The sequence below is a fragment of the Amycolatopsis sp. cg9 genome (assembly GCF_041346945.1).
GTDB lineage: Bacteria > Actinomycetota > Actinomycetes > Mycobacteriales > Pseudonocardiaceae > Amycolatopsis.
The window spans coordinates 5,795,114-5,814,022 of record NZ_CP166850.1 but is presented as its reverse complement, the minus strand read 5'-3'; the positions used below and the strand labels follow the sequence as shown (position 1 = coordinate 5,814,022).

General features: G+C 73.9%; 17 protein-coding genes. 10 read left to right on the top strand and 7 right to left on the bottom strand.

Going from position 1 to position 18,909, the window contains the following annotated elements:
- Nucleotides 1-20: 20 nt before the first annotated feature.
- On the bottom strand, nt 21-1,391 hold the full coding sequence (locus AB5J73_RS27730; RefSeq protein WP_370961597.1) for a glycosyltransferase: 1,371 nt from the start codon (nt 1,389-1,391) through the stop codon (nt 21-23).
- Nucleotides 1,392-1,447: 56 nt separating this feature from the next.
- Here AB5J73_RS27730 and AB5J73_RS27725 point away from each other — a divergent pair, with 56 nt between their 5' ends.
- Nucleotides 1,448-3,535: a glycosyltransferase family 4 protein gene (locus AB5J73_RS27725; RefSeq protein ID WP_370961596.1), complete on the top strand. Its 2,088-nt coding sequence runs from the start codon at nt 1,448-1,450 to the stop codon at nt 3,533-3,535.
- Nucleotides 3,536-3,629: 94 nt separating this feature from the next.
- On the top strand, nt 3,630-5,009 hold the full coding sequence (locus AB5J73_RS27720; protein ID WP_370961595.1) for a DUF2867 domain-containing protein: 1,380 nt from the start codon (nt 3,630-3,632) through the stop codon (nt 5,007-5,009).
- A 22-nt stretch (nt 5,010-5,031) separates the two neighbouring features.
- On the opposite strand, the gene AB5J73_RS27715 is transcribed toward AB5J73_RS27720, so the two are convergent.
- The gene (locus AB5J73_RS27715; protein WP_370961594.1) at nt 5,032-6,105 is read right to left on the bottom strand and encodes an alkene reductase; all 1,074 of its coding nucleotides are present in this window, start codon (nt 6,103-6,105) and stop codon (nt 5,032-5,034) included.
- 108 nt (nt 6,106-6,213) lie between these two features.
- Here AB5J73_RS27715 and AB5J73_RS27710 point away from each other — a divergent pair, with 108 nt between their 5' ends.
- Both AB5J73_RS27710 and AB5J73_RS27705 read left to right on the top strand, forming a co-directional pair.
- Nucleotides 6,214-6,585: a MerR family transcriptional regulator gene (locus AB5J73_RS27710; RefSeq protein WP_370961593.1), complete on the top strand. Its 372-nt coding sequence runs from the start codon at nt 6,214-6,216 to the stop codon at nt 6,583-6,585.
- Nucleotides 6,586-6,660: 75 nt separating this feature from the next.
- Nucleotides 6,661-7,494, top strand: coding sequence for a hypothetical protein (locus AB5J73_RS27705; RefSeq protein WP_370961592.1), 834 nt, complete (start codon nt 6,661-6,663; stop codon nt 7,492-7,494).
- A gap of 49 nt (nt 7,495-7,543) precedes the next feature.
- Here the strand turns inward: AB5J73_RS27705 and AB5J73_RS27700 are convergent, their stop codons facing one another.
- Nucleotides 7,544-7,912: a winged helix-turn-helix transcriptional regulator gene (locus tag AB5J73_RS27700; RefSeq protein ID WP_370961591.1), complete on the bottom strand. Its 369-nt coding sequence runs from the start codon at nt 7,910-7,912 to the stop codon at nt 7,544-7,546.
- 73 nt (nt 7,913-7,985) lie between these two features.
- Here AB5J73_RS27700 and AB5J73_RS27695 point away from each other — a divergent pair, with 73 nt between their 5' ends.
- Complete coding sequence (locus AB5J73_RS27695; protein ID WP_370961590.1) at nt 7,986-8,915, top strand: NADP-dependent oxidoreductase; 930 nt, start codon at nt 7,986-7,988, stop codon at nt 8,913-8,915.
- A 97-nt stretch (nt 8,916-9,012) separates the two neighbouring features.
- Here the strand turns inward: AB5J73_RS27695 and AB5J73_RS27690 are convergent, their stop codons facing one another.
- Entirely contained in the window at nt 9,013-9,906 is an 894-nt protein-coding gene (locus AB5J73_RS27690; RefSeq protein WP_370961589.1) for an RICIN domain-containing protein, read from the bottom strand.
- A 302-nt stretch (nt 9,907-10,208) separates the two neighbouring features.
- On the opposite strand from AB5J73_RS27690, the gene AB5J73_RS27685 reads away from it, so the two are divergent.
- A complete protein-coding gene (locus AB5J73_RS27685) occupies nt 10,209-11,852 on the top strand; it encodes a helix-turn-helix domain-containing protein (RefSeq protein WP_370961588.1) in 1,644 nt (547 codons plus the stop codon).
- Nucleotides 11,853-11,884: 32 nt separating this feature from the next.
- On the opposite strand, the gene AB5J73_RS27680 is transcribed toward AB5J73_RS27685, so the two are convergent.
- Nucleotides 11,885-12,559, bottom strand: coding sequence for a DUF4190 domain-containing protein (locus tag AB5J73_RS27680; RefSeq protein ID WP_370961587.1), 675 nt, complete (start codon nt 12,557-12,559; stop codon nt 11,885-11,887).
- Between the two features lie 331 nt (nt 12,560-12,890).
- Here AB5J73_RS27680 and AB5J73_RS27675 point away from each other — a divergent pair, with 331 nt between their 5' ends.
- Nucleotides 12,891-13,916: an MBL fold metallo-hydrolase gene (locus tag AB5J73_RS27675; protein ID WP_370961586.1), complete on the top strand. Its 1,026-nt coding sequence runs from the start codon at nt 12,891-12,893 to the stop codon at nt 13,914-13,916.
- Between the two features lie 18 nt (nt 13,917-13,934).
- On the opposite strand, the gene AB5J73_RS27670 is transcribed toward AB5J73_RS27675, so the two are convergent.
- The gene (locus AB5J73_RS27670) at nt 13,935-15,158 is read right to left on the bottom strand and encodes a cytochrome P450 (protein ID WP_370961585.1); all 1,224 of its coding nucleotides are present in this window, start codon (nt 15,156-15,158) and stop codon (nt 13,935-13,937) included.
- Nucleotides 15,159-15,272: 114 nt separating this feature from the next.
- A complete protein-coding gene (locus AB5J73_RS27665; RefSeq protein ID WP_370961584.1) occupies nt 15,273-16,262 on the bottom strand; it encodes a helix-turn-helix transcriptional regulator in 990 nt (329 codons plus the stop codon).
- A gap of 103 nt (nt 16,263-16,365) precedes the next feature.
- Here AB5J73_RS27665 and AB5J73_RS27660 point away from each other — a divergent pair, with 103 nt between their 5' ends.
- The 3 genes from AB5J73_RS27660 (at nt 16,366) to AB5J73_RS27650 (ending at nt 18,903) form a co-directional block, all read left to right on the top strand.
- Nucleotides 16,366-16,833 carry a VOC family protein gene (locus AB5J73_RS27660; protein ID WP_370961583.1) on the top strand — a complete coding sequence of 156 codons (468 nt, stop codon included), beginning with the start codon at nt 16,366-16,368 and terminating at the stop codon, nt 16,831-16,833.
- Between the two features lie 62 nt (nt 16,834-16,895).
- Nucleotides 16,896-17,915 (top strand): aldo/keto reductase, encoded by a 1,020-nt coding sequence (locus AB5J73_RS27655; RefSeq protein ID WP_370961582.1) that lies wholly within the window; start codon nt 16,896-16,898, stop codon nt 17,913-17,915.
- Between the two features lie 112 nt (nt 17,916-18,027).
- On the top strand, nt 18,028-18,903 hold the full coding sequence (locus AB5J73_RS27650; protein ID WP_370961581.1) for a fumarylacetoacetate hydrolase family protein: 876 nt from the start codon (nt 18,028-18,030) through the stop codon (nt 18,901-18,903).
- The last annotated feature ends 6 nt before the right edge of the window (nt 18,904-18,909 follow it).

Here is an 18,909-nt window from a genome sequence, read left to right as displayed (position 1 = left end):
GGATGCACGGCACGCGAGGGTCAGCTTCGCATCGCTTCTGCATCGACTGCCGGAAGGCTGCGCATGGCCGACAGCAGTTCGAGCGCCGCCGGTCGCGGTCCGCGTCCGGCGAGCAGCCGGCGCCCGGCTTCGCCGTGCCCACGAGCTGCCGCGAGCACTTCGGTCACGGCCGCGGTCACCGCGCCGAGGGTGACGCCGTGGGGATCGAGCACCCGGCCGGCCGGAATCCGTTCGAGGTCGTGGGCCACGGCGAACTGGTCGCTGGAGAACGGCAGGGCCACCGCGGGCACGCCCGCGGCCAGGCACTCGGTGAAGGAGTTGTTGCCGCCGTGGTGCACGACGGCGGCCGAGCGCGGAAGCAGAGCTCGCTGGGGCACCTGGTCGGCGACGTGGACCCCCGGCTCGCCGTCGAACTCCGCACGGAGACCGGCCGCGCGGTCACCGGCGGCCACCAGCACCGACACGCCGCGCACGTCGAGCAGCCCGCGGACCACCGTGCGCACGACGTCGTCCCGGGCGGACAGGAACGTCCCGAACGACACGAGCACGAGCCGTCGCCGCCCGCCCCCGGTCAGCGCGTCGGCTCGCTCGGCCCAGTCGGCAGGCAGCACCGCCGTCCCGACGTCGCTGCAGTGCCCGGCGAAGATCCGGGCGGGACCGGCCGGGAGGTCCGGCAACCAGGGCAGTTCGGGGTAGTTGAACAGCACCGCCTCCGGCGAAGTCAGCCCGAAAGCGCTTCGCGGCACCTGCCGGTCCGGGGCGTGATCGGCGAGAAACCGGGCGAACAGCCCGGTGAACGCCCGGTCGTTCTCCTCGGCCGCGGCGCGCAACCGGCCCAGTTCGCCGTCGGTGGGCCGGATCGGGTCCGGCCAGTACGGCGGCAGCCCGAAGAAGCGGCCGGTCCCTGCCAGGACGTAGCTGGGGTGGCCGGGGCAGAAGGCGGCCCAGCGGCGGCCGAGGGCGTACACCGCGAGCGTGACGGCGTAGGCCAGCTGGTCGACCAGGTACCAGTCCGGGCGCAGCCGCTCGTCGAGGGCCCGGACCGAGCCGAGCACGCCGCCGGGGTCGGGCAGCAGGTCGGCCCGCCGGTGCCCGGCCTGGGCCAGCAGGGCGGGCACCGCGCCGGCGCGGGTGGCGTCGAGGAACTCGGCCAGCCGCCGCACGCCGTCGGCTTCCTGGCGGGTGCGTTCGGCGATGCCCGTGTTCGCGTTGTCGCCGAACGCCAGCGCCGCGAACGGCAGTCCGTGCTCGGCGGCCAGGCCCGCGAAGGCCGGCGCACAGGCGAAAGTCACGTCGGCGCCGGCGGCCGCGAGTGCCGCCCCCACCGTCGCGAGTGGACGCGCGTGCGAAGCGAACGGCGGGCTCACCACCACGATCCGCGCTGCCGTCATCCCGGCCACCTCCCTCTTCCCCCGCAACCCTACGACCCGGCCATCGGAGCAGCGCAGTGATCGTTCAGGACACCCGGAGCACCGTCACCGCCGACCCGTTGGCGGTCCTTCGCACGTTCACGCCCGGGGCCGACCCGGTCCGGGTCGGCGCGGTCCGCCGTGCCCTCCACCCGGACTTCGCCGGGCCCGCGCTGGTCGAGTACGCCGGCGACCCGCCGAGCGGGGCCGATCCCGACGGCGCGGTGGCCCGGCTGCGCGCCCTCACCCGCGGAGCCGGTGCGCCCGGCGCCGGCGAGGTCCTCGCCGCGACCCCGGAAACCGGCGACGCCGCCCTCGACGACCTGGCCGGCTCCGTCGCCCTCGACCTGTTCGCCGACGCGGTCGCCGTGCACGGCGCGGCCGCCGCGGCCGAGGCGATCGCCGGCGCGTTCGCCGGTGCGTCACCCCGGCGCGGCGCGCTCCTGCTGGACCTGGCGGAACGGCACGGGCTTCACTGCCTGCCGGTCGGCGCGGTGGCCGGCGCTCCGGCCGATCGCGGGTACCGGCACGCCGCGTGGCGCTACCTCTCCCAGCTCGGCGACTCGCCGGAGGCGGCCGGAATCCTGGCCGCCGCGCACGCCGGGGCCGCGGATCCCTTCGACCACGCCCTTTCCGCGGTGTGCCTCGCCCGGCAGTCCGGCCAGGGCTTCGAAAGTCCGTTGTGGACGATCCCGGCGGCGGACCGGGGCGGGCTGACGGTGGCGCAGTCGATGCTGCTGGGCAGCTTCGACCAGCCCGGTGCCGGCGCCAGCGGCGGCCTCACGGTGCTGCTGCGGCACCTCGGCTCGGCGTTGTCCCGCCACGACGGCATCGCGCGGGTCGTGACGCTGACCCTCGCCGGGCAGGACCTGCTGCGCGACCGGGCCGCGCTGATCGACGCCGACGACCACGGGCACGTGGTGCTGCGGCTGCCCGTCGACTCCCCCGGGGCACCGGCACAGACCGCACTGTCCCGGCACCGCTCCGCGATCGGGTTCCTCGCCCGGCACCTGCTGTGGCTCGCGGACTGCCTCCCCGACGTCGTCCACGTGCGCTACTCCGACGACGGTTCGGCCGCGGTCGCCGACGCCGCCCGGGCGATGGGCGCGCGGACCGTGTTCACCCTCACCGCGGACCCGCACCGCGCGCTGGCCGAGCGGTACCGGCCCGGCCTCGCGGTGGACCGCGGGGCGGCGCGGTTCGACCTGCACCGGATGTACGTGGCCGACCGGCTGGTGGCGGCCGCCGACGTCCTGATCGGACTGCCCGGCCGGCCGGCCGGGGAACTCGCCGCGTACTTCCCCCGGCTGCGGGAGCGCCCGGAGCCGGAGTCACTGGCCGAGGGCATCCCGATGCTCTCACCCGTGGCCGCGGCCGACGCCCGCCAGGAGCAGCTGATCGCGTCCTTGTTCGAGCCCGGTTCCGGGCTGCCCCGGCTCGTCCCCGAAGCCCGCGGCCTGCCGATCATGCTGTCCGTGGGCCGGTTGCACCCGGTCAAGCACCAGGATCTGCTCGTCGAAGCGTGGCTGACCCGCGACCTGTACCGGCACACCGCGCTCGTGCTCGTCGGCGGCGACCCCGCGCACCCGACCGCCGACGAATCCCGGATCCTCACCCGTATCCTGGACCTGGCGAGCCGCTACCCGGCCGCGGCGGGGCGCCTGGCGGTGCTCGCCGCCGTGAGCAACGAGGACGTCCGCTCGCTGGAGCACGGCCTGGCCCACTGGCTGCCCGCGCCGACCCCGCACCTCTACGTCTGCCCCAGCCGCAAGGAGGAGTTCGGCATCGCCGTCCTCGAAGCCATGGACGCCGGGCTGGTCGTGCTCGGCCCCCGCCGCGGCGGCCTCGGCCACTACATCGACCACGGCCGCAACGGCCTGCTCGCCGACACCGCCACCCTCGCCGCATTCGGCGACGCGCTCACGACGTTCGTCCGCGGCGTGGCCGGCGACCCGGCCCGCGCCCGGGCGATGGCGGCCGCCGGCCGGGCCACCGTCACGCGACGCTTCGGCATCCACGAGGTCGCGAGCCGCTTCGCCGCCGTCTACCAGCGCACCGCCGCCACCAGCGCACGACCGGCGACCGCGAACCTGCTCGACGCCGCCACCCGACCAGGACCCCGATGAAATCCCCACAACGCACCGGCCCACCGCGCCGCACGGTACTGGGAGCATTCGCCGGCCGGACGCACGCCGACGCCGCCACCCGACCAGGACCACGATGACATCCCCGCGACGCACCGGCCCACCGCGCTGCACGGTACTGGGAGCGACCGGCTTCGTCGGCCGGGCGCTCGTCGCCGACCTGGTCGCCGCCGGGCACCCGGTGCGCGTGCTCTCCCGCTCCGCCGAGCACCGCTTCCCCGACCAAGTCGAGGTGACGCTCGGGAACGCCGCGGATCCGCGCGCGCTCGAGACCGCGGTCGGCGGTGCGGACGTGGTCTTCCACCTCGTGCACTCGCTGGCCCGGACCGACTTCACCGAGCAGGACCGCGTCATCGCCGAACGCCTCGCCGCCGCGGCCGCCTCGGCTCGGGCCGGGCGGATCGTCTACCTCGGCGGGCCACGGCCGGTGGCCGCGACGTCGCCGCACCTGGCGTCGCGCTCGGAAGTGGCCGACGTCCTGCTCGGCGGCGAAGTCCCGGCGATCGCCTTGCAGGCCTCGATGATCCTCGGCCCGGGATCGGCCGGGGTCGAACTGCTGTCCCGGACCGCGCGGCTGCCGATCCGGCCGCGGCCGCGGTGGACCGCCCGGCGGAGCCGCCCGGTCGCGCTCGCCGACGTCCGGCACTACCTCCGGGCCGCCGTCGAGTCCGCGCCGCTGCGAGGCCGGTTCGACGTCAGCGGCCCGGAGACGATCAGCTACCACGACTTGGTTCGCCGGTGCGCCCGCGTGCTGCGCAGGCCCGCCGCCCTCGCGCTGCCGGCACCGTTGTGGTCGCACGGGATCGCCGCCCGCGTCGCCGGGGTGGCCTCGCCCGTTCCCCCCGCCGTCGCGGCCGGCTTGTTCGCGTCGCTCGAGCACGACCTGCTCCCGGCCGACGTCCCGGTGGAGACCGTCCTGCCCGCCCCGCCCGGCGGCGCCACCAGCCTCGACAACGCCTTGCGGGCGGCACTCGGAGTTCCGCTGCCGGGCGCGCCGCCGGGGCGGTCGTACCAGGAGGAGAACACCGCGAGCTCGGCCGCCACCCCGGAGCGGCTGTGGCGGGCGATCACCGCGCTGGGCGGGGAAAGCGGCCGCTTCCCGCCCGGCCCCGCGTGGGCCCTGCGCGGCCTGCTCGACCAGGTCCTCGGCGGTGCGGGGCTCTACCGCGGGCGCCCGGACCACCCGGGGACCGGGGACGTCATCGACTTCTGGACCGTCCGGCACCGGGACGACGCCCGCCGTGAGCTCGTGCTGACCGCCGACATGCGCCTGCCCGGCGTCGCCGAGCTGACCTTGCTCGCGGAACCGGCCGGCTCCGCGAGCCTGCTGCGGCAGCGGGTGCGGTTCACCCCCGCCGGCCGCCTCGGCGACGCCTACTGGCACCTGCAGAAACCGGCGCACGACCTGGTGTTCGGGTGGCTCGCCCGGTCGATCGCCCGCGCCGCCGAGGGGTGACGAAGACCGGCGGGCCGGGCGCTCACGCCGTGTGCCGGTACGCCGGGTAGGTCAGGTAGCCCGCGTCGCCGCCTTCGTAGAACGTCGCTTCGTCGACCGGCGCGAGCGGGAGCCCGGTGCGCAGCCGCTCGACCAGGTCGGGGTTGGCGATGAACGCGCGGCCGAAGCTGATGAGGTCCGCGCCGAGCCCGAGCCAGTGATCGGCCTCGGCGCGCCCGGTCTGCTTCGGTCCCATCGGGACCGTGGGGTTGACGACGAGGGTGCCCGGCCAGGCCCGCCGCAGCCGCAGCAGGACGTCTTCGTCCACAGTGGCCTCGAGGTGGACGTAGGCGAGCCCGAGGCCGGCCAGCTCGCGCAGCAGCGCGGGGTACAGCTCGGCGACGTCGGCCTCCTCGACGCCCCAGAACGTGCCGCCCGGGGAAAGCCGGATGCCGGTCCGGGCACCGCCGACGGCCTCCGCGGTGCCGGCGGCCGCCTCGACGGCGAACCGGATCCGGTTGGCGACCGAGCCGCCGTAGCGATCGGTGCGCAGGTTCGCGTTCGACGACAGGAACTGCGAGATCAGGTACCCGTTGGCGCCGTGGAGCTCCACCCCGTCGAAGCCGGCGTCGACGGCCCGGCGGGCCGCGTCGGCGTAGGACCGCGCTTGCTCGGGCACCTCCGCCGGTTCCAGCGCCCGCGGCACCGGCGCCGGCCGGGGTCCGGCGGGGGTGAAGACGGCACCGGCCGCGGGCACCGCCGACGGGCCGACCGGCTGGAGCCCGGTGGTGCCGGGGTGGGAAACCCGCCCGCCGTGCATGATCTGCGCGAAGAGCCGGCCGCCGTTGGCGTGCACCGCCGCCGTCACCTGGCGCCAGGAGGCGACCTGCTCGCCGGTGTGCAGCCCGGGCGTCCCGGGGTTCGACTGCCCGAGCAGGCTCGGCTGCACCCCCTCGGTCACGATCAGCCCGGCCGTCGCGCGCTGGGCGTAGTAGGTCGCCATCGACGGCGTCGCGAGCCCGCCCGCGGCGGCGCGGACCCGCGTCATCGGGGCCATCACCACCCGGTTGGGCAGGACCAGGCCGCCGACTTCGTGGCGGTCGAACAGAGATGTCACGTCAGGCTCCTTGAGAGGGCGGCGCCCGCACCGGGCGTGCCACCCACGCTAGAATCTGACATCAGTGTCAGAGGAAAGCGTTCGTGGCGGGGCTCACAGGAGGCAGGCGTGCGGATCGGCGAACTGGCCACCCGGACCGGCGTGAGCGTCCGGTCCCTGCGCTACTACGAGCAGCAAGGCCTGCTCGCCAGCACCCGCAGCGCCGGCGGGCAGCGGACCTACACCGAGCACGAGGTCGAGCGCGTCGGGTTCATCCAGCGCATGTTCTCCGCGGGCCTCACCAGCCGCACGATCGTCGAGCTGCTGCCCTGCGTCGACTCCCCCGGCCAGGACACCTCCGTCGCCGCCGAGCAGCGGATGCGGCAGGAACGCGACCGCCTGACCGGCCACATCGCCGAGCTGATCCGCACCCGGGACTCCCTCGACAAGCTCATCGACACCAACCTCGCCCACCGCGCGACCCTCGCGGTGACGCCGTAGCGGTTCCCGCCCGGTGCGCGGCCGAAGCGGCCGCCGATGTGAGGTGGCCCGGGGGCGGGCTGACAGACTCAGGCCGTGATCCTCGGATACGTCCTCGCCGTGCTGGCCGCCGTCGCCTCGGGCAGCGGCTCCATCCTGGAGTCCGCCGGGGTCAGGCGGGCCGGCGCCTACGGCGGCTCGCCCCAGGACCTGGTCGCGCTGCGGCGGCAGCCGCTCTACTTCCTCGGCGTGGGGGTGGACCTGCTGGGGTTCGTCTTCGCCGCCGCCGCGCTGCACCGCCTGCCGCTGTTCCTCGTCCAGTCGGTGCTCGCGTTCAGCGTCGGCGTGACCGCGACGATCTCCGCGATCCTGGGCGTCCGGCTGGCCGGCGCCGGGTGGGCCGCGCTGGGTGTCGGCGCCACGGGCCTGGTCCTGCTCGGCCTGTCCGCCGACCCGGGTCCGGCGGAGCCGCTGCCGACCGCCGGGAAGCTGCTGCTGGTGGGCGTGGCGGTCGCGATCGCGGCGATCGCGTTCACCGCTCAGCGCAGTCCCGGCCGCTGGTCGCCGATCGTGCTGGGCTTCTGCGCCGGCCTGGGGTTCAGCGCCGTCGGGATCTCGGCCCGGACACTCGACGCGTCCGGGCCGGTCTGGCGCCTCGCCCTGGAGCCGGCGACGTGGTCGATGATCGCCAACGGCCTCGTCGCGGCGGCGGCGTTCGCGATGGCCCTCCAGCGCGGCCGCGCCACCGCGGTCACCGCCATCATGTTCACGACGAACACGGCGGTGTCCTCGCTGATCGGCGTGGTCCTGCTGGACGACCGCGTCCGGGCCGGCTTCACCACCGCGGCCGGCATCGGCTTCGTCCTGGCGGTCGCGGGAGCGATCGGCACCGCGCACTACGCGGCCGCGCACCGGACGGCCACCGCCTGAGGCTCACTCCCCCACGCCGGTGCCGTGCCTTCGCCGGATCCGTACGCCGTCAGTCCGGCCGGGCGGCCGGTTCGAGCGCGTCGAGCACCGCGTCGCCGTTCGCCCTCGCCCACTCCGTCAGCACGTGGATCGGATCGATCAGCGTCGCGCCGAGCGGGGTGAGCTCGTACTCGACGCGGGGCGGCACCTCGGCGTAGGCGTGGCGGCGGACGAGTCCGTGCGCCTCGAGCCGGCGGAGCGTCTGGGTGAGCATCTTGCGGGAGATGCCGCCGATGAGCTCGATCAGCTCGCCGTGGCGGACCGGGCCCTCGCTGAGGCCGTAGAGCACGACCGCGGCCCACTTGTCGGCGAGCAGGTCGACCGCCAGCCGCGCCGGACAGTCGGCGAGAAAGTGGCCGCCGGGACCGAAACCGCTCATGGCGCCAAAGGTACCTGAGGGTTCCCATCGGGTGCATAGCCTGGGTTTTCGTTCCCCAGAGCCAGGAGAAGCCATGCGAACCATCACCCAGCAGGAGCTCGGCGGTCCCGAGGTGCTCACCGTCGTGGAGGCGCCCGAGCCCCGGCCGTTCCCGGCCGAGGTTCTCGTCCGCGTCGAGGCGATCGGGCTCAACCCGTTGGAAGCGCGCCTGCGCGCGGGCGAGTTCCCGCTGCTCGGCCGGCCGCCGTTCGTCCTCGGCTGGGACATCAGCGGCGTGGTCGGCGAGGCGCCGCAGACGTGGCGGTTCCGGCCCGGCGACGAGGTGTTCGGGATGCCGCTGTTCCCACGGGCGGCGAACGCGTACGCCGAAGTCGTGTCGGCGCCGGCGTTGCACCTGGCGCGCAAGCCGGCGTCGCTGTCGCACGTCGAGGCGGCGGCGCTGCCGGTCGCCGGGCTGACGGCGTGGCAGGGCCTCGTCGACCTCGGCGGCGTCACCGAAGGCGACCGCGTCCTGGTGCACGGCGGTGGCGGCGGGGTCGGTCACGTCGCGATCCAGCTCGCGAAAGCGCTCGGCGCGCACGTGATCACGACCGCCAGCGGCGGCAAGCGGGAGTTCGTCGAAGGGTTCGGCGCCGACGAGGTGATCGACTACACGGCGGTCGATTTCGCCGAGGTGGTCCGCGACGTCGACGTCGTGCTCGACACGCTCGGCGGCGACACCGCCGAGCGGTCGCTCGGCGTGCTCCGCCCGGGCGGCCACCTGGTGACGGCGGTCGCCGAGGAGGACGTGGAGCTCGCCGCCGAGTACGAGGCGGCCGGCCTGCGCTTCAGCGGCATCGCGGTCGACCCGGACCCGGTCGCCCTGCGGGGGCTCGTCGACCTCGTGGAGCGGGGCGGGCTCCGGGTCCACGTGGAGGAGACGTTCCCGTTCGAGCGCATCGCCGACGCGCACCGCGCGCTCGACGCCGGTCACCTCCGGGGCAAGCTCGTCCTCACCGTCTGATCACCCCGGCACCCGGCCCCGGCCCACCGGGCAGCGAATGCGCTTCGCCTCACCCGGCGGGCCCGTGGTCAGTGCGTTGATCGCCTGCGCCCGGTGGTCAGACCAGCATGGTCCACAACTGGTCGGGCCAAGTGCCGCAGGTCGACTGGAGTGCACGGGTTTCGGCCGCGGTTCCCCGGACGACCAGGCACAGGCCCGAGTTGAGGTTGCGGAGGCGGTAGTTCCCCGTCGAGGGGTCGGGTTCGCGCCGCCAGATCTGGTCCACCCACCGGGAAGCGCAGGTGGTCGCGATTCCGGGTGACTCGCCGGTGCCGCGCGTGGCCACGCATTTCTGCGACTCGAGGTTGCGGAGCTGGACGAGGTCCACGCCGTTGCCCGGCATCTGCCAGCGCTGGTCCGCGTACGCGCCGCACGGGTACTGGACGACCGCGTTCTCCCCCGGTGTGTTGCGGGCGAGCAGGCAGAGTCCCGAGTTCTGGTTGCGGAGGCGGACGACGTGGTCGGTGAGGTGGGCGCAGGCCGTCTGCTCGATCTCGTAGATCGCGGTGCGCGGGACCCGCACCCAGAAACCGTCCGGTCCGCCGGGGATCGTGAAATCACGGTCGATGTTCGTCAGCCGGATGTCGATGTTGCCGCTGAAGACGCACCCCGGCGGCACGAAGAACGCGTCCCAGTCCTCGTTGGCGGGCGTCCGTTCACCGCGGCCGAGTACTTTGAAGTCCCGGTCCGGGTCCGCGTTCGGGCAGGGCCCGCCGGCGTCGTCCGGCCCGCAGAAGTTCCTCGTGACGCCGATCTGCTGATCGGTCTTGTTCAAGGTCACGCTGCACAGGTCTTCGACGGGACCCGGGATTTCCGTGCAGTCGGGATTGGGCAGGGCCGCGGCCGGGGACGAGACCGCCAGGCCGATGGACGCCCAAGCCGTCATCGCCAGCACGGAAGCGGAGACCCAGCGGCGCGCGGGTGCCGCGGATCCGAGGTGGAACCAGGTCATGACAGTCGCTCCTCCCGTTGGAAGGGACCGCCGGGTGCGACGACATCCCCCGTGCCGCCGCCACCCGCGGTCCCGCCGGCCACTCTGCTCGCGGGCCCCGCGCCCGGCAACGGCGTCGTCCGAGGTTGGGACGGTGGGACGTCCCGGCCGGTCTGACCTGCGCCGTCGCCGAGCCCGGGGACGGCCCGGAACCACCCGTGCCCGGGCTCGCCTTCGCATAAACTGGTGCACCACGATGTCGCGGGCCCGCCGGGCGCGAAGACGGCGGACCCGCGACTGCCTGGCCGACGGGACGGGAGACCATGGCCGGCGACGCGCGTTATCGCGACTTGGGCGACCGGCTGGAGCGGCTCAAGGCGGAGAGCGGACACAGCTACACGGGCATCGGCCGGAAGATCCACCTGAGCAAGTCCGCGGTGCACCGGTACTGCACAGGGGTGAGTGCGCCACGCGAATTCGGCGTGGTGGAGCGGATCGCGCTGGCGTGCGGCGCGAACCGGGACGAGGTCGTCGCGCTGCACCGCCTGTGGCTGCGCGCCACAGCACCCGCGAAGGACGTCGCCGACGACCTCGGCCGGGAAGCCGCACCTGTTCCGATCCCGGCGGAACCGGCGCACTTCCCTCGCCGCCGGCGCCGATGGCTCCTGCCGGGCGTCGTCACGGCGATGGCCGGGCTCCTGGCCCTCCTCCTCGCGTCGAGCTCGGCCGGCCCGGGTCCGGCGGAAGACGCGCAGGCTCAGCGGATCGGCGGGCCGGCGTGGACCCTGCCGCCGGCCCCGGTGCCGAGCACCTCGTTCGGGGTCACGATCAACAGCGCCACCGGGCGGATGCCGTCGTTCCACGTCGGCGCCGTCCGGTTCTGGGACAGCGGGACGAGGTGGTCGGAAGTCCAGCGCCTGCGCGGGGAATTCGACTGGTCCACGCTCGACCGCCTGGTGGCCGGGGCGGCGGAGGCGGGCCTGCCGTCGCTGTTCGTCTTCGGCGGGACACCGAAGTGGGCCAGCCCCGACGGCCCGGCCGGACCGTACCCGGAGGGCACCCCGGCCCCGCCCGTCGACCTGGCCGACTGGGATCTGTTCGTCAGCTCGGTGGTGAACCGCTACCGGGGACGGATCGACGCCTACGAGCTGTGGGTGCTGGCCAACGACCGGCACTTCTACGCGGGCACCGTGGAAACCTTGGTCGAGATGACCCGCCGGGCCGCTGCCATCATCCGGTCGGCCGACCCGAAAGCGACGGTGGTGTGCCCGGGCATGGGCCAGCTGTGGACGCCGGAAGGCGTTTCCTTCCTCCAGCGCTTCGCGGAGGCGAACGGGTACGGCCAATGCGACGTCGCGAGTGTCAAGCTGTTCCAGAAGAGAGCGAGCGATCCGCCGGAAGCCATGCTGGAGCTGACCGCGACGATCGATCGGGTGCTGCACGAAGCCGGCGTGCACCCGCGTCTGTGGAACACCGGGACGACGTATTCGATCGCGACCCAAGCGCCGCTCGACGACGTCGCCGCGCGCAACCACGCGGTCAGGTTCTTCTTGGTCGGCCTCTACGCGCGCAAGGTCAACCTCGAACGCATGTACTTCTACAACTGGGGCGGAACGCGAGTACCCATCGTGCTGCAGCCGGTCGGCGGAGCCCCCACGGCGGCCGCGCTCGCGGTGGAAGTGCTGCAACGCTGGCTGCACCACGCCCAGAGCCGGTCGTGCGGCCACGGGACGCCGGCGGGCCTGCCGGAAAACGTCTGGCGGTGCGAATTCACCGTGACCGAGCCGGAACGCACCTACGACGCCGCGATCCAGTGGACCGATCGCGGCGCCGCCACCTTGACGGCGGGTGCGGGCACCCGGCGGCTGGACCGCCTGGACGGAACCGAGGAGCCGGTGCAGCCGGGCGACCCGATCACCGTGAGCGAAGAACCTGTCCTGGTCGTGTCGGACGCTTCGGGGCATTGAGCTCGGACCGCTTGCCCCCGGTCATCGACCCGTCAGGGCTGGTAGGTGCACAAAGCCCCGACGCTGTTGTGCTGCTCCACGACGACCTTCCCGTCGACGGTGATCTTGCAGGTGTTGTCCTTGGCCCCCAGCTTGAAGTCGACCGCGGTCACCGTGACCGAGGTGAACGCCAGGTCGTCCATCGTCAGGGTCTGGCTCCAGGTCTTGCCCTTCTCCAGCACCTCCTGCGAATTCTGGGTGAACCCGCTGCTCCACTGGACATTGGCCTTCGCCGCCGTCGTGACCTCCAGGAGGACGGTGTGCTTGGCCGACGCCGCCGCGGTCGGGGCGGCGTTCGCGGGCTCGGACCCCGCGTCGGCGACGGCGGCCGGCGCCGCCGCGGTGGGCAGGCCGTTCGCGGTGTCGCTGACGACCTTGCCGAACGCCGCCGTCCAGATCACGCAGATGATCAGGCCGATGGCCGAGAGCACGACCGCGGTGACGGCCAGGCCCTTGTTGCTCGCTTGGCCGCGGTTCGCCCGCAGCGTCCCGATGATGCCGAAGATCAGCCCGAGGATCGTCAGCGGCCACGCGACGACCCCGATGAGCGGGATGAACGCGAAGAGCAGGCCGACCAGGCCGAGGACGAACCCGGCGGTGCCGAGGCCGTTCTTGGGCTGGGCCGGGACGGGCATGGCCGACGAGGGCGGCATGGGGGCGTAGGACACGGATTGCCTCTTTCGGAGCAGCGGCGGCACGACCGCACGCGGGGACGTTCTGCGCCATCCGTCGCCCCAAGAAGCGCGCGCGTAACAGGGGTCAGGGGCCACACTTGGTCACAGGACGGCCTCGAAAGCGGACGTTCTCGATCATTTCCGCAGGTGGTTGCGGTGAGCGAGTGACGCACCATCGTTACCCAGGGTGAGAAATTGAAAATTCAAGTTCACTCGTACGGAGTACGCTGCGGCGGTCCGACGACATATGTCACAAGCGTGATCGAGCGGGTCGCCTGGTCGGTAAAGTCCTTGCGTACGCTTCGCAACCAGCTAGGACAGCCCCATGCCCGTGAACGAGATCGACCAGCCGGACGACTGGACCACGCCCGGGGCGCACGCGGTCGCGCCCGGCATCCACCGCATCCCGCTGCCCCTGCCGATCACCGGCCTGTCCACCGTGAACGCCTACGCGCTCGAAGGCCCGGACGGTCTCGTGCTCGTCGACCCCGGCTGGGCGAGCCCCGCCAACGAACGCGCCGTCACGACCGCGCTGGCCGAGCTGGGGCACCGGCTCGGGGACGTGCGGCTCTGCCTCGCGACGCACCACCACTGGGACCACTACACCCAGGCCTTCGCGTGGCGCGAAACCCTCGGCGTCCCGCTGCGGATCGGTGAAAACGAGCGGTTCAGCATCGAAGGCTTCGACACGAGCAGCCCGTTCCCCAACCACCCCGGACTGCTCGCCCGCTGCGGCGCCGGCGAGCTGGCCGAGCGGGTGCTCGCGATCAGCGTGTCCGAAGCCGGGACGCCGTACGGGCCGCCCGACGGCTGGCTCCGCGACGGCGACCGGATTCCCCTCCGCGACGGCGAACTGGAAGTGATCGCGACGCCGGGCCACACCCGCGGGCACGTCGTCTACGCCCACGCCTCGACCGGCGTGCTGTTCGCGGGCGATCACGTGCTGCCGGCCATCACCCCTTCGCTGGGTTTCGAAGTCGCTCCCGAAGCGACTCCGCTGCGCTCGTTCATCTCTTCCCTGAAGCTCCTGCTCCGGCGGCCCGACACGGTGCTGCTGCCCGCGCACGGAGCCGTCGGCGCCAGCACCCACACCCGCGTCCGGGAGATCCTCGAGCACCACCGCGAACGGCTCGACGAAGTCAACGAACTGCTGGTGGCCGGAGCGACCAACGCCTACGAGGTCGCGCGGCTGCTGCCGTGGACCCGCCACCGCCGCCGGCTCGACGCGCTGCAGCTCGAACACCAGCTGTCCGCGGTGATGGAGATCGAGGCGCACCTCGACGTCCTGGCCCACCTCGGCCGCGTCACCCTCGACGAAACCCCCGCGGCACGCCGGTACAACGCCGCCTAGTGCCGGTGCCCGCGGAGATCAGCGGGTGAGCGGCAAAGCCGCCATCCCGCGCAGGGCCGGGTTCGGGCGCCGCCGGACCTCGCCCGCGATCCGCAACCCCGGAAAGCGCTTGCCGAGCTGTTCGAGCAGAACGGTCATCTCCAGCCGCGCGAGTGCCGCGCCGAGGCACAAGTGCAGGCCGTGCCCGAAGAACAGGCCACGGCCGGCGTCGCGGGTGATGTCGAACCGGTCCGGGTCGGCGAACCGCGCCGGGTCCCGGTTCGCCGCGCCGTTGAGCGCCACGATCACCTCCCCCGCCGGGATCTCCACGCCGCCGATGACCACCGGCCGGACGGCCGCGCGCTGGCTCATCTGGGCGGCCCCGTCCCACCGCAGCACCTCCTCGGCCGCTCCGGCCGCCAGCCCGGAATCGCCCGCGAGCAGCGCGAACTGCGCCGGGTGGGTCAGCAGCGCGTGGATCCCGAGGCCCAGCGCGCCCGCGGTCGTCTCGTAGCCGCCGCCGAACAGCACGAGGAGCGCGTTGAGCACGTCTCCGTCGGACATCAGCTCCGCGTCGGCGGCCGGCCGGACCAGCAACGCGGAGGTCAGGTCGTCCCGGGGTTCCGCACGCCGCCGCGCGATCAGATCGACGAAGTAGGCGCGGAACTCGACGGCGGCCGCGTCGACCTCGGCCCGCAGGTCCGCCGGCATCGCCGGGTCGACCTGCTTGCCGATCAGCTCGGTGACGCGGCGGAGCCGGGCGTGGTCGGCTTCGGGCACGCCGACCAGATCGCCGATCACCGCCATCCCGAGCGGGTAGAGCACCGTGGTGACGAACTCGGCCGCGGTCCCGTCCGCCGTGGCGCCGGCGAAGTCGTCCAGCAGCCGGTCGACGGCGTGGCGGACCGCGGGCTCCAGCCCCTGGACGCGCCGGACGGTGAAGTCCCGCACCAGCAGCCGCCGCTCGCGGGTGTGGTCCGGCGGGTTCTTCCACGGCAGGAGGTCCGCCAGCAGCGCCATGGCCGGGTTGTCGCGCCAGTCCGGCGTGTGCCGGTCGCGCCACTGCGCGTCCAGCACCAGGAAGGTCTCCCCGTCGGCGAGCACCTGCTGGCAGTCGGCGAACCGGCTGAGCACCCAGCCGCCGAAGACTTCGCTGCGGAAGACGGGAGATTCGTCGCGCAGCCGCGCGTAAACCGGGTACGGATCGGCCAGCCCGCCCGGGGTGGACAGGGACAGCAGAGCTTCGTCGGCGACCGCGGACATGGAGCTCCCTCCAGTGGCTGAACGGTTCCCGCAGTCTTCTCCCCGGCTCCCGGCACCGTGGCGGCTCCGGTCCCGGCTTCACCCGGATGGCCGGACTCGCCGCCGACGCCGGCGCTACCCGAGCCCCGCGGTGCGGCCGGCGCGCCGGGACAGCTCGGCGAACGCCGCCCGCAGTTCCGGCGGCGTGACCACTTCGATCTCCGCGTCGAAGCGCGCCAGCGCCGCGGCGAGGGCGGCCCAGGACCACGACCCCGCCGTCAGCCTGGTCCGGGCCGGACCGAGTTCTTCGGCGACGCCGTCGCCGGCGAACGGGGCGACCTCGGCCACCGGGAGGTCGAGGATCACCTCGGCGCGGCACGGCCAGGCGTCCGTGCTCTCGGAGCCCTTGAACCGGGCCGACAGGAACGCGGCCACGTCGCCGCCCGGCACCTCGCGGCGCGCGAACCGCGGTCCGTTCGGGACGCGCGGTGTCATCCGGTCCACGCGGTAGGTCCGCCAGTCATCGCGGCCGGGGTCCCAGCCGACGACGTACCACCGGCCGCCCCGCACCACCAGGTGATGCGGCTGCACGCGGCGCGGCGGGCGGGGCTCGGCGTCGCCGGGACGTCCGGGTGAGCGGTAGTCGAACCGCAGCTCCTCCCCCGCGCGGACGGCGGCGCTCAGCGCGAGCAGGACCTCGGTGTCGACCTGCGGCTCGGTGCCCCGCGCGGCCGCGCTGAGCTCGAGTGCGTCGACGCGCTGCCGCAACCGGGACGGCAGGACCTGGCGCACGGTCGCCAGGGCCCGCGCGGCGGCTTCTTCGATGCCCGCGCCCGTCCCGACCGCGATCCGCAGCGCCACGGCGAGCGCGACCGCCTGCTCTTCGTCGAACAGCAGCGGCGGCACCTGGCTGCCCGCCTCGAGCCGGTAGCCGCCGTCGGGTCCTTTGACCGCCTGGACGGGATAGCCGAGCTCGCGCAGCCGATCGACGTCCCGGCGCACCGTCCGCTCGCTCACCCCCAGCCGCTCGGCCAGCAGCCCGCCCGGCCAGTCGCGGCGGGCCTGCAGCATGGACAGCAGCGACAGCAGCCGGCTGGAGGTCGTCGTCGAGGACGCGAGAGGCATGTCCCCAGACTGCCACGAGTAGCGGACGTTCCCTGACCGGTACTGGCGGCATCGTGGCTCTCGCCGCCGGGAACCCCCGGCGCCAGGAAAGGACCGGATCACCATGTCGCTCAGCGCTGTCGCCCACCTGAACTTCCACGGCCAGGCCCGTGAAGCCCTGGAGTTCTACCAGTCGGTGTTCGGCGGGCAGCTCACCGTCGTCACCTACGGCGACTTCGGGATGCCCGCCGGACTGCCCGGCGCCACCCACGTCGTGTTCGGCCAGGTCGCCGCGGACAACGGCTTCCGGGTCATGGCCTACGACGTGCCGGGCGGGGACGCGCCCGCCGCCCCGGCCGTGCCCACGACGCGTCGCGAAAACGGCACCACGATCACGCGGGAACCCTTCTTCCTGTCCGTCCGCGGCGAGACCGTCGACGAAGTCACCCCCGTCTGGGACGGGCTCGCCGAGGGCGCGACCGTGATCGAAGCCTTCGGCCCCGCCCGGTGGGCGCCCGCCTTCGGGATGCTGGCCGACCGCTTCGGCGTCACCTGGATCGTCGACGTCGCCGCCGAACACGCCCAGGCCTGACCATCCCCGTGGGGTGCGGCCGCCGCCGGCCGCACCCCACCTGCCGCGCAGGAGAAAGCCCCATGCAGACCCGTCCGCTCGGCCGCACCGGCATCCAGGTCAGCGCCTACGCCCTGGGCACGATGATGTTCGGCCCGCACGGCAACCCCGACCCCGGCGACTGCGCCCGCATCGTCCACCGCGCCCTCGACGGCGGCATCACCGCCATCGACACCGCCGACGTCTACGGCGGCCACGGCCACACCGAAGAAATCCTCGGCAAAGCGCTGCGCGGCCGTCGCGACGACGTCGTGCTCGCCACCAAGTTCAGCGGCCCCATGGGTCCCGGCCCGAACCAGCGCGGCGGCTCCCGCCGGTGGATCGTCACCGCCGTCGAGGGCTCGCTGCGCCGGCTCGGGGTCGACCACCTCGACCTCTACCAGGTCCACCACCCCGAGCCCGGGACCGACGTCGAGGAAACCCTGGGCGCGCTGACCGACCTGCTCCGCGCGGGCAAGGTGCGCGCCATCGGCCATTCGAACCTGCCCGCGTCGGAGATCGTCGAGGCCCAGTGGGTGGCGGAGCGGCGCGGGCTGGCCCGCTTCCGCACCGAGCAGCCGCACTACTCGATCCTCAACCGCGGGATCGAACGCGAGATCCTCCCGGTCTGCCGGCGCTACGGACTCGGTGTCCTGGTGTGGAGCCCGCTGGCGATGGGCCTGCTCGCCGGCCGCCTCCGCCGGGGCGGCACGGAAACTCCGTCGGCCGGCCGCTTGCACTGGGCGCGGCGGCACATGACCGACGAACGCAAACTCGACGCCGTCGAAGCGCTCGTCCCGATCGCCGAGCAGGCCGGCCTGCCCCTGCCCCACCTCGCACTGGCGTTCGCGACCGCCCACCCGGCGGTCACGTCGGCGATCATCGGCCCGCGCACGCTCGATCAGCTCGACGACCTGCTCGCGGGCGCCGAGACGGTGCTGGACGACGACCTGCTCGACCGCATCGACGAGATCGTGCCGCCCGGCACGGACGTCGGGCCCGTCGACGTGGCCTACGTTCCGCCGGCACTCGCGCAGCCCGCTCTCCGCCGGCGCTCCGCTTGACGGCGTGTCATCCCGGAACCGGGCTGGTTTGCCGGATCCTCCGGCTGTCCGGCACTCGTTGACCGCCGCGCTCCGCACTCCGTAGGTTCGCTCCTGAACGAGGAGGTCCGGCATGAGCCACCTGGTGCGATTCGCCGACGGAACCGGGACCACCGGGGTCGGCCTGCTCACCGACGAGCAGCTGCGGCCGCTCGCGGTGGCGTCGATGAGCGACCTGCTGCGCCGCCCGGTGGCGGAGATCCGCGAACTGGCCGAGGCCGCCGGAAAGCCCGTGCCCGCCGCCGGGACGCGGCTGCTGCCGCCGCTGGACGGGCGGATGGAGGTGTGGGCCGCCGGGGTGACCTACCGGCGGTCCGAGGAGGCCCGCCGCGAGGAGAGCGCCGACGAGGACGTCTACGCGCGGGTGTACCGCGCGCAGCGGCCGGAGTTGTTCTTCAAGTCGCCGGCGTGGCGCGTGGTCACCGACGACGAGCCGGTCGCGATCCGCGCCGATTCCGCGAACAACGTGCCGGAGCCGGAACTCGGCCTGCTGCTGACCGGCACCGGCGAGGTCGCCGGGTACGTGGTGGTCGACGACGTCAGCTCCCGCAGCATCGAAGGCGAGAACCCGCTGTACCTCCCGCAGGCCAAGATCTACACCGGTTCGTGCGCGGTGTCGGCACGGGTGCGGCCGGCGTGGGAGGTGCCGGCCCCGCAGTCGCTCGGTCTCCGCATGCGCATCCTGCGCGACGGGCACGAGGTGTTCGCCGGCGAGGCCAGCACGGCGCAGCTGAACCGCGAGCCGGCCGCCCTCGTCGAATACCTGTGGCGCGACAACGACTTCCCCGACGGCGCCGTGCTCTCGACGGGCACGTCCGTCGTACCGGGCCTCGACCAAGGCCTGCGGCCGGGAGACGTGGTCGAGATCGAGATCGACGAGGTCGGATCGCTGCGCTCCCCGGTGGTGCTGGGCGCGGACGAAGTGCGCCGGGCGCTCGCGGCCCGCTGAGGGGCT